The sequence below is a fragment of the Kitasatospora sp. NPDC059577 genome (genome assembly GCF_042735475.1).
Lineage (GTDB): Bacteria > Actinomycetota > Actinomycetes > Streptomycetales > Streptomycetaceae > Kitasatospora.
The window spans coordinates 1-2,663 of the sequence record NZ_JBHWBZ010000016.1 but is presented as its reverse complement, the minus strand read 5'-3'; the positions used below and the strand labels follow the sequence as shown (position 1 = coordinate 2,663).

The 2,663-nt window shown below is 75.3% G+C and carries 2 protein-coding genes and 1 pseudogene; 1 reads left to right on the top strand and 2 read right to left on the bottom strand.

What is annotated here, in order from left to right; translation table 11 throughout:
* Window positions 1-145: 145 nt before the first annotated feature.
* Window positions 146-508 carry a hypothetical protein gene (locus ACFV0O_RS15525; RefSeq protein ID WP_380341400.1) on the bottom strand — a complete coding sequence of 121 codons (363 nt, stop codon included), beginning with the start codon at window positions 506-508 and terminating at the stop codon, window positions 146-148.
* 528 nt (window positions 509-1,036) lie between these two features.
* Here ACFV0O_RS15525 and ACFV0O_RS15520 point away from each other — a divergent pair.
* Window positions 1,037-1,423, top strand: coding sequence for a VOC family protein (locus ACFV0O_RS15520; protein ID WP_360262716.1), 387 nt, complete (start codon window positions 1,037-1,039; stop codon window positions 1,421-1,423).
* A 53-nt stretch (window positions 1,424-1,476) separates the two neighbouring features.
* Here ACFV0O_RS15520 and ACFV0O_RS15515 read toward each other — a convergent pair.
* Window positions 1,477-2,356, bottom strand: a pseudogene (locus ACFV0O_RS15515) (IS5 family transposase); the annotation flags it as partial.
* Between the last annotated feature and the right edge of the window lie 307 nt (window positions 2,357-2,663).

The window sequence follows — 2,663 nt, the reverse complement described above, 5'->3', positions numbered from 1 at the left end:
CGCGCCCCCCCCCCCCCCGGGGGGGGGGGCCGCCCCCCCGGGGGGCGGCGCCGCCCCCCGCCGGGGGGCCGGCCCGCCCCCCCGCGCCCCCCCGGGGGCGGGTGGTGGCGGTGCGGCCGTCATGGTGCCGGCCGCGGGCCGGTGTTCAGTTGAAGACCAGGACGTCGGTGCGCATCGGCAGGGCGCTGCTCCAGCCGATGCTGATCTTGAACGTCACCACGCCGCTGCCGGGGGCGATGCTCGACACCTGGAACGGCGCGGCGCCGACGAACCGGACCCCGTTGGCGTTGATCTCGGAGGCCGTGATGACGACCGTCGAGTCCGGCCCGATGACGTTCCAGGGGATCTGGAGGTTGAAGGTCCCGTTGCCCGGGGTCCACGTCCACCACCCCCGCCACACGGCGCCGACGTTGCCGCCGATCGCCGCAAGGCCCTGGTCCTGGTCGGCGGGCTGTGAACTGTCCGCGATGTGCGGCACCCCGGAGGCGGAAGACTCGGCTGCGGCCATGACGGCTCCCCTCGCGACGGGAGAGCCCCCACGAGCCCTCCGTATACGGTGAGTGTCCATGCGTGCGCGCCGCGTAACAATCACTCGTGCGGGTGAACCTCCGGCGGGTCGCACCCCACCTGTCCCGTACGGCCCCGTCCGCCCTGTAGGGCCCCGCCCGTCCCGTGCATCCACGCCCGCACCGGGCCGCCCCGCCCCGGGGCCGCCGCCGGGGCCGTTCCCGTTCCCGGGCCGGGCCGTTCCCGTGTGTCGGGCGGGCCGTGACGTGCCCGGGGCGGGCGGTGACGGACGATGCCCTGACGGGGCAGACGCGGCGGGCCCCGCACGCGGCGGCCGGGCCCCGGGTCCGTCCCCGTCCGTCCCACCGGCCGAAGCCGAAGCCGAAGCCGAAGCCGGAGCCCAGGTCCAGGCCGGAGCCCAGGCCCAGGCCCAGGTCCAGGCCGGAGCCGAAACCGAACCCCGGGCCGTCCGGGCGCGCCGCCGCCCCGGCCGCCGTCCCGGGCCCGTACACCGGAGGAGAGAGCCCCCGTGAGGATCAACCTGACCAGCGTCTTCGTCGACGACCAGGACAAGGCCCTGCGCTTCTACACCCAGGTGCTGGGATTCGTGAAGAAGACCGAGGTCCCCCTCGGCGGGCACAGCTGGCTGACCGTCGTCTCGCCCGAGCAGCCCGAGGGCACCGAACTGCTGCTGGAACCCGACCACCACCCCGCGGCCAAGGCCTACGTGGCGGCGCTGGCCGCCGACGGGATCCCGGCCACCTCCTTCGCCGTGGACGACGTGCACGGCGAGTACGAGCGGCTGCGCGCGCTGGGGGTGCGCTTCACCCGGGAACCGACGGCACTGGGACCGGTGACCATCGCCGTCCTGGACGACACCTGCGGCAACCTCATCCAGATCGCCCAGTACCACTGAAGGGCCGTCACCGCAGCCGCAGCCTCGGAAAGTGTCGGGTCACCGGGTGACTGCTCGTTCTTGAGGTCGTCGGCGAGACGGCGGGCTGCTCCGGTCTCGATGGGGCCGCGCGGTTCGATCTCCTCGCCGGCGAGGCGGGCGGCCATGAGCCGGATCACGGCGACCTTGATCATCGCTTCGGCGTGCGCGGTCTTGCGCCCGTGGTCCCGTGCCGACCGTCTGCACCGCCCGGCCGGGAGAATTCCCGCTCGCCCATCCGCCCGGGGGGCGGCACCCGGAAGCCTTTCACATCCGCGTTCCGCAGCACCGCGACGATCTCCGGGTTCTCGCCCTCGGACGCCCGGCCGACCAGGCCGGTGTCGACGACGTTGACGTAGCCGCCGTCGGCCCGGACCGGCCCGACCTGCGGAAACCGCTCACGGATACCGGTCGGGACCGGCTTCGCGCCCGCCAGGTCCCGGAGGGAGACCGAGTGCACGACCGCCCGCAGCACGAGCCCGCAGGCGTCCACCGGCAGATGCCGTTGACGGCCCCGCACGCGCTTGCCCGCGTCGTAGCCGATCGCCTGTCCGCCCTGGCGGCTGCGAGCCGGCTGCGAGTCGAGCACCGCCGCCGAGGGCTGCGGATCCCGCCCGTCGCCCACCCGGACCCGCTCGCGCAGCACGTCGTGGACCGGTCCCGGGTCCCGTCCGCCGGCCCGGCACGAAACCACCGGTACGCCGCGTCCCACGGGGCGAGGTCGTGCGGCACCAGCCACCACGCACATCCGCTGACCAGCACGTACCACGCGGTGTCCACGACCGGGCGGCGAGGGAACCTCAGCGGGCGGCCACCGTGGCGCGGATCCCGCTCCGGCGGCAACGGCTCGATCACCGCCCACCGGGCATCCGTCAACGACGAGTCGTGGGACGGCTTGCACGAACAGACGCACATGGCAGTGATCTTCGTGCGCCCCTCGACTGCGAAGATCACCGCCGGCGCATCACGCCAAGGAGTTGATCAATCACCCGACACTCTCTCAGCCTCAGCCTCAGCCTCAGCCGGGGCGGGGCGGGGCGGACAGGGGTGATGTGCGACGGCGCCTCGGCAGGGCCCGCGGGTCCCGCCGAGGCGGGCGGCCGGGCCGCGCCCCCGGCCGGAGCCGGCAGGCGGGCGGCGGGCGGCGGGCGGCCGTGCGGACCGGGTGGGCCGGGTGGGCCGGTGCCGCGTGATCCCGGGCGAGACGGGGGCCGTGCCCGGC